4 protein-coding genes and 1 pseudogene are annotated in these 7,386 nt (G+C 53.2%); all 5 read left to right on the top strand.

Going from position 1 to position 7,386, the window contains the following annotated elements; translation table 11 throughout:
- Nucleotides 1–254 (top strand): annotated as a pseudogene (locus U869_RS29770) (arginine-ornithine antiporter); the annotation flags it as partial.
- Between the two features lie 15 nt (nt 255–269).
- The gene (gene arcA, locus U869_RS0127205; RefSeq protein WP_025123754.1) at nt 270–1,544 is read left to right on the top strand and encodes an arginine deiminase; all 1,275 of its coding nucleotides are present in this window, start codon (nt 270–272) and stop codon (nt 1,542–1,544) included.
- A 173-nt stretch (nt 1,545–1,717) separates the two neighbouring features.
- Nucleotides 1,718–2,803 (top strand): efflux RND transporter periplasmic adaptor subunit, encoded by a 1,086-nt coding sequence (locus tag U869_RS0127200; protein ID WP_025123755.1) that lies wholly within the window; start codon nt 1,718–1,720, stop codon nt 2,801–2,803.
- Nucleotides 2,803–5,877 carry an efflux RND transporter permease subunit gene (locus U869_RS0127195; RefSeq protein WP_025123756.1) on the top strand — a complete coding sequence of 1,025 codons (3,075 nt, stop codon included), beginning with the start codon at nt 2,803–2,805 and terminating at the stop codon, nt 5,875–5,877. Before U869_RS0127200 ends, U869_RS0127195 begins: the two co-directional genes overlap by 1 nt.
- Before the next feature lie 242 nt (nt 5,878–6,119).
- A complete protein-coding gene (locus U869_RS0127185) occupies nt 6,120–7,223 on the top strand; it encodes a hypothetical protein (protein ID WP_025123757.1) in 1,104 nt (367 codons plus the stop codon).
- Nucleotides 7,224–7,386 lie beyond the last annotated feature (163 nt).

Below are 7,386 nucleotides of genomic sequence, written 5' to 3'. Positions count from 1 at the left end.
GCGATCACAAAAAGGATCTGATTTTCGCGCTGATTGCCACCTTCTACGCGCTGCTGATGCTGTATGCCGGTGGTATGAAATATCTGCTGCTCTCCGCCATCATCTATGGCCCAGGCACGCTGCTGTACATTATGGCCAAACGTGAACAACACGCGAAACTGTTCACCCCGGCCGAAATGGGACTTTTTATCATCGTTATGGTCGCCGCCATTGTCGCAATCTACAGCATTGCCACTGGCGTTATCACAATCTGATCGAGGCAAGTCATTATGACGACTAAGAAAAAGACGCAGTCCAAGTTTGGTGTTCATTCAGAAGTAGGGAAATTGCATAAGGTCATGGTCTGCGCCCCAGGGAAGGCGCATAACCGGCTGACGCCAAGTAACTGTGATGAGCTGTTGTTCGATGACGTGCTGTGGGTTGAGCGCGCCAAACGTGACCATTTTGACTTTATGACCAAGATGCGCGAACACGGCGTGGACGTGGTTGAGATGCACAACCTGCTGGCCGAAACGCTGGCCCTGCCTGAAGCCAGAAAGTGGATACTGGATCAGCAGATTGTGCCTAATGAAGTATCGCTGGGGATCCTGAAAGAAACTCGTAGTTTCCTGGATGGTCTGGCACCACGAGCGTTGGCAGAGGTACTGATTGGCGGCCTCTCCACTACCGAGTTGGCCAAAGAAGGTTATGCAGACCATGAAGAGTTGAAGCTGATCCGTGAAGCGGTAGGCATCACCGAATACCTGCTGCCACCTCTGCCGAATACCCTGTATACCCGTGATACCACCTGTTGGATCTACGGCGGCGTGACCTTGAACCCACTGTATTGGCCTGCCCGTCACGAAGAAACCATTCTGACGACGGCGATCTACAAGTTCCACCCAGACTTTGGCGAAGCCAACGTTAACGTCTGGTGGGGGGATCCAACGGTGCACCACGGTACCGCCACGCTCGAGGGTGGTGACGTAATGCCGATCGGCAACAAGACGGTGCTGATTGGTATGAGTGAACGTACTTCGCACCAGGCGATCACCCAGTTGGCCGCTTCGCTGTTCGCCAACAAACATTCCGGCGTTGAGCGGGTAATGATTGCAGCCATGCCAAAACTGCGCGCCGCCATGCACCTGGATACGGTATTTACCTTCTGCGATCGCGATGTCGTCACGCTTTATCCGGCGATCGTCAATCAGATCAAAACCTTCTCACTGCGCCCGGATGATGGCCCAACCGGCATGAAACTGAGCCGCGATAATGGCACCTTTGTTGAGGCCATTGCCGGGGCGTTGAACCTGAAAAAACTGCGGGTGGTGGAAACCGAAGGTAACGACTACGATACCGAACGCCAGCAGTGGGATAGTGGTAACAACATGGTGGCGCTCTCTCCTGGGGTGGTGCTGGCTTACGATCGTAATACCAAAACCAATACCCAGTTGCGCAAAGAAGGGGTTGAAGTGATTGAGATTGTCGGTAGTGAATTGGGCCGTGGCCGCGGGGGCGGCCACTGTATGACCTGCCCAATTACACGTGATGCGGTCGACTATTAATATGTCGACACTCAAAGGGCACTCCTTTGAGTGCCCTTTGAGATCCTGAAAGAATTAAAAATCAGGAACAATGTCAGGTACTACCCACGTTTCACGACTCTGTCTAGAAGGCTTAACCCTTTTACTGCTGATAGTGCAGTAGTACTTAACATCTGATCCGAAGAGATTGCATCGTGAATATGAAACTGGTTGCCGTTGTGCTTTGCACACTTTTTCTTACCGCCTGTGACAGAGAAGAGCCTAAAGTGCCCATGAGCGTCCGTCCAGTAAACATCTTTGAGGTTAGCAACAGCGCCCAACAGGGAGTGCGGATCTTCCCTGCCAGGATTGTCGCGGGTGACCGAACCGAGCTGGCCTTCAAGCGCCCAGGGCAACTGCAACAACTCCTGGTTCGTGAAGGGGAACGGGTCAAACAGGGGCAGGTGATTGCCGAGCTAAACAGCAATGACGCACGGCTGCGGCTACGTGACCGCCAGGCTACCTTCGATCTGGCACAGGCACAGTTCAACCGTTTCTCGACCCTCAGCGCACGTAATGTCATTCCTCGTGCCGAACTGGATGTCCACCGCGCTGCACGTGACTCGGCCCAGGCCGCCTTGAAGCTGGCCAGGGAAGAAGTGAATGATATGCAAATCCGCGCCCCCTTTACCGGTGTGATCGCGACGCTCACAGCCCGTAACTATCAGGTGATCCCGGCGGGCCAACCGATAGCGACCTTGAATTCGCTGGATTCACTGGATGTGGTATTCAGTATTCCCGAGAACCTGTTCATTGTTATTGATGAGAGCAACGCGCAGTACCAGCCTATTGTTCGGTTAAATAACTTGCCTGGCCGCGAGTTTACCGCCCGCTATAAAGAACACACCACCAATACCACCGCAGGTTCCCTGACCTATCAAATGACCCTGACCATGCCACGCCCGCAGGATCTGCCACTGCTCTCGGGGATGAGCGGCAGCGTGAAAATCAACCTCGGTAATCTGGCCGGGGCCGATCAGACCTCCAGCGTTATTGTGCCCGTCGAGGCGGTATTTAACCCGGATAACAGCCCACGCAATCAGCCCCACGTTTGGGTGATCAAGGAGCGTGATGGCAAACTGTTTGTGGAGTCTCGTCAGGTTGAAACCGGGCAACTGACCGCCAATGGCATTCAGATCGTCTCAGGTCTGGCCGATGGTGAACGGATTGTCGCCGCCGGTACTCGCGAATTGCGCCCCGATCAGGAAGTGCGCGCCTGGGTCCGTGAGCGAGGTCTGTAATGAAACTGACAGAAAACTTTATCAACAACGGTACCCGGATCTGGCTGGCGATCCTGCTGCTAGGCATCGGCGGCGTACTGGCGTTTCTGAATATCGGCAGGCTGGAAGATCCGGCCTTTACCATCAAGACGGCGGTGGTGGTCACCCGTTATGACGGCGCTTCGGCCCAGCAGGTGGAGGAAGAAGTTACCCTACCGTTGGAAAATGCCATTCAGCAGCTGCCTTATATTGATAACGTCACCTCGATCTCCAGCGTGGGTTTATCGCAGATCACCATTAATATCCGCGCCGAATACGGTGCAGCCGAACTGCCACAGATCTGGGATGTACTGCGTCGGCGCATTGGCGACGCGGCGATGCGTTTACCCCCCGGAGCCAGTCCACCGATAGTGAATGATGACTTTGGTGATGTATACGGCTTCTTCTTCTCACTGTATGGCGATGGCTTTACCAATCAGGAACTGCGTAATTTTGCCGAACTGCTACGCCGTGAACTGGTGGTGGTGCCCGGCGTAGGCAAAGTGGCCATTGTCGGGGTGGTACCTGAAGAGGTGCAGATTGAAATTTCCCGCGCCCAGATGACCGCCGCCAATATTATCCCACAACGGCTTTACGACCTGTTGAGCCGGCAGAACGTGGTGTCCAACGCCGGAGATTTACTGGTAGGCAGCGAGTCGATCAGGCTACACCCCACCGGGGAATTTGCCAGCGTGCAAGAGCTGGGCAACCTGCTGATTAGCGAGCCGGGCAGCCCACGCAGCGTTTATCTGCGTGATATCGCCACCATCACTCAGGGCGTGACGCATTCTCCTAATAATATCTACCGCGCCAACGGGCGGCCTGCGCTTTCCATCGGCGTGTCTTTTGCCCCGAACGTGAACGTGATTGTAGTGGGTGAGGCGGTCAAGGCCCGGTTAGCCCAGTTACAAGCCGAACGTCCCGCCGGGATGGACATCAGCGTGTTCTACGATCAGTCCCACGAAGTGGAAGGCGCGGTTAACGGTTTTATCATGAACTTCTTGCTGGCGCTGCTGATCGTAGTCGGCACCCTGCTGATCTTCATGGGGGTGCGCAGCGGGTTGGTGATCGCCGCCTCGTTGGCGCTGAACGTGCTTGGCACTCTGTTGATCATGAAGCTGTTCAATATTGAGCTACAGCGCGTTTCGCTCGGGGCATTAGTGATCGCCTTAAGTATGTTGGTGGATAACGCCATCGTGATCGTCGAGGGCGTGCTGGTTGGTCGGCAACAGGGCGAGAAAACCCTGCAGGCCATTAATAACGTGGTCAAGCGCACCATGTTCCCACTGCTGGGGGCGACGGTCATTGCCATTCTGGCATTTGCACCGATCGGTTTATCCAACGATGCCACCGGGGAATATTGTAAGTCGCTATTCCAGGTGCTGCTGATTTCGCTGATGCTGAGCTGGTTCACCGCCTTGACTCTGACACCGGTGTTTACCAAATGGGCGTTTGAAAAGCAGAAGATCGCCGAGCCCAAACCCGATGAACCGGTCAAATCGCCTTATGATGGTTGGCTGTTCCGGGTTTATCGCAACCTGTTGGGCAAACTGCTGCGCCAGCGCACCATTACGCTGGCGGTGCTGGCTGCGTTGATGGTGGCATCGGTGATTGGTTTTGGCAACGTGCGCCAAAGCTTCTTCCCGCCGTCCAATACACCGATCTTCTTTGTCGATCTTTGGTTGCCGTATGGCACCGATATCGCCTATACCGAAAAGATTGCCGCCGAGATCGAACAGCATATCCAGGCGCAAGAAGGCGTCAGCGATACCATGGTCACCATCGGCCAAGGCGCGATGCGCTTTATGCTCACCTACAACGCGCAGCGACAGTATTCCAACTACGCGCAGATCATGGTGCGGGCCAAGCAGCTCAACCAGATCCCCGGCATGATCGGCCAGATTGAGGGCTATGTTCGCAACAATTTCCCTCAGGTGAACGCCCAGGCCAAGCGCATCATGTTCGGGCCTTCGAATAACAGCTCCATCGAAGCGCGCTTTATCGGCCCGGATCCTAACGTGCTGCGCACGCTGGCGGCCAAGGCGGAAACCATCGCCAGCGCAGATCCTGATGCCGACGGCGTAATGCACGACTGGCAGCAGCGTAGCAAAGTCATTCGCCCGCAGTTCTCGGATTATCTCGGCCGCGAATTAGGGGTGGATAAACGTGAAATAGACAGTGCGCTACGCATGAGTTTTGGTGGGATAACCGTGGGCTTGTACCGCGATGGCACCAGACTAATGCCGATCGTATTAAGAACCCCGGACTCGGAGCGGCTGAATGCCGAGCGACTGAACGACGTGATGATCTGGAGCCAGGCGCGGCAGGCGTTTATTCCCATCGATAACGTGGTCAACGGCTTTACGACCGAGTGGGAAGATCCGCTGATCATGCGCCGGGATCGCAAACGCACCCTGACGGTTCAGGCCGATCCTAGCTCCCAGAGCGGTGAAACCTCTGCCGAACTGCTGCAACGCATCAAACCAGGCATTGATGCGATCCCTCTACCACGCGGCTATGAACTGAATTGGGGCGGGGATTATGAAAGCACCAAGGAAGCCCAGGCCGGGTTGTTCACCAGCCTGCCGGTGGCCTTTGTGATCATGTTTATCATCACCGTGCTGATGTTCAGCTCACTGAAAAACGCCGTTGCGATCTGGCTGACCATTCCGTTAGCCCTGATTGGGGTCACATTAGGCTTCTTGCTAACCGGTATTCCGTTTGGCTTTATGGCGCTGATTGGCTTGCTGAGCCTGAGCGGGATGCTGATCCGTAACGGCATTGTATTGGTGGAAGAGATAGGCTTACAACGGCAGGAAAAACCGATCCTGGCAGCGATTATCGACGCGTCAACCTCGCGTTTGCGCCCTATCCTGCTGACCGCCTTTACCACCGTACTCGGTCTGGCCCCGCTGCTTAGCGATGCCTTCTTCCAGAGCATGGCAGTGGTGATCATGTTCGGCTTGGGCTCTGCCACCGTGTTGACGTTGTTAGTCCTGCCGATAATCTATAGCTGCATAAACTCCGACAAAAAGGAGAAAAATTCGGAAATATGATTGAGATTAGCATGATAAAAGGGAAGCATGCATTTCCCAAAGATTCAACTATTCTGCATTTTATGATGAGTGAGAAGGTTGATAACTTGACTGAAATAAAAATGCCCTGATTACTCCCGATAACTCGAGAGAACAACTATTGTTAAAGCACGGGTTGTGTTTAAGGTTCTACCTTCGATATTAGCGGAACGAACCAAAAGAAGCCATACAGCCAAATAATACTGTCAATTTGCGAGGTGCACATGCTTTATGTAGATATCCCCAGTCGTGAAGAATACACCTATCTAGCTGATATTCATTCAGATGCGTGTATCTCGATTTACATTTCGACCTCTCCACTGCACCGACAATTAGAAGCCAGCAAAATTCAACTTGGTAACTTCATCAAGGAAGCGTTGTTGCAGGTGGCAGACAAGGGGTTGGATAAACGCCGGGTCGCGTTGTTGGAAGAGGAGCTTTATTCCGTTCTGGAGGATGAATCATTTTGGGATCTGCATGCCCGCAGTCTGGCGGTGCTTGCAACACCAGACTGCATCCGAACTTACCGACTGGCAAATGAATTATCCCAACGATTGGAAGTCGGGGATCGTTTTTATCTAAAACCATTATTGCGAGCATTAACCTTCCCACATTCAGCCTACATCCTCGCATTGTCTGAAAACCAGGCGCGCCTGATCGAGTTTTTTGCTGATGCGCCAGCAGAAGAGCTGAAAGTACCAGACATGCCCGCACGCATGAAGGATGCGATGGGGAATGCGGCATTGAATGACCACCATCATGGGGCGGTGCATCATAAAGTACGACTAGCACAATATACGCGCAAAATTGACCAGGCATTACGCCCATTGTTTGCCAGGCATGACTCTCCGCTTATCCTTGTCGGTACAGAATCGCTGGCCTCAATCTATCGCTCAACCAATTCGCTATCTAACCTAGCAGATGAAACGCTCTTCAAGAACGCCGAACATCTTGGTGCCTCTGAATTGGTTACTTTGGTGCGACCGTTGATGGATAACTATTATCAGGCACAATTGAATGCGTTAGTATCACGCTTTGAAACACGTTCAGGGGAGCGCCGTGTCACTCAGGATCTTTCAGATGTGGCAAGAGCAGCCACATTCGGTGCCATTGAGTTGTTACTAGTTAACCTCGACTGCACGCAAAACGGTACCATAGATGAGCAGGGATTGGTCACGTTCAGTGATAGCAATGATGAGAATACCTACAGCTTAATTGATGAGATTTCCAAGCGAGCGATGGCTACCGGTGCAAGAATTTTAGCGGTACACAGTGACGCTCTGCCTTCCGGTGCCGATCTTAATGCGATATTACGTTATCCACTATAAGGTGTAGTAGCTCAGACCTGATCTGACAGTTACCGGTTATTTATACAGGTGTCTGTCAGATTAAATCTGGTTCAGATTCTTTTCTGCCCAGATCCGTTTTCCATGAACGGTAGCACGCCTGCGGCATGAGCTCGTCTGCTGCGCAGCCGAAGTCCTTTCCACC

Origin of the sequence: Serratia sp. H1w, from assembly GCF_000633355.1 — a bacterium.
Lineage (GTDB): Bacteria > Pseudomonadota > Gammaproteobacteria > Enterobacterales > Enterobacteriaceae > Chania.
This window is presented reverse-complemented; position numbering and strand designations above follow the sequence as displayed.

Bases quoted from the DNA above. Each gene is read 5' to 3' on its own strand.
- U869_RS0127185 (WP_025123757.1), top strand. From the start codon at position 6,120: ATGCTTTATGTAGATATCCCCAGTCGTGAAGAATACACCTATCTAGCT.
- arcA (WP_025123754.1), top strand. From the start codon at position 270: ATGACGACTAAGAAAAAGACGCAGTCCAAGTTTGGTGTTCATTCAGAA.
- U869_RS0127195 (WP_025123756.1), top strand. From the start codon at position 2,803: ATGAAACTGACAGAAAACTTTATCAACAACGGTACCCGGATCTGGCTG.